This is a genomic window from Faecalibacterium sp. DFI.5.82, from assembly GCF_029076575.1.
Lineage (GTDB): Bacteria > Bacillota > Clostridia > Oscillospirales > Ruminococcaceae > Faecalibacterium > Faecalibacterium duncaniae.
The window spans coordinates 1-290 of sequence record NZ_JARFIS010001066.1 but is presented as its reverse complement, the minus strand read 5'-3'; the positions used below and the strand labels follow the sequence as shown (position 1 = coordinate 290).

1 pseudogene is annotated in these 290 nt (G+C 58.6%); it reads left to right on the top strand.

The window, feature by feature from the left end:
- Positions 1-73 precede the first annotated feature (73 nt).
- Positions 74-290: pseudogene (locus tag P0G09_RS20165) on the top strand (pyridoxal phosphate-dependent aminotransferase); the annotation flags it as partial.

Here is a 290-nt window from a genome sequence, read left to right as displayed (position 1 = left end):
GGTGAAAGTAGAGCAGAGCTATGCGTCTGCTGCCCACGAAAAATAAATTTGTGTTTTAGAGGGGAAGGAACTTATGCTGAACGAGACTTACCGCGGGATGCTGTCCCACAAGAGCGTCATCCGCGAGACCTTTATGTATGGCAAGCAGCGCGCGGCCCAGATCGGCTACGAGAACGTGTTTGATTACTCGCTGGGCAACCCCAGCGTGCCCTGCCCGGAGCAGTTCACCGCCGCCATGCAGGGCCACCGGGTCCTCCTGTGCCAGCAGCTCCTGCATGGCGGCGGTGAAC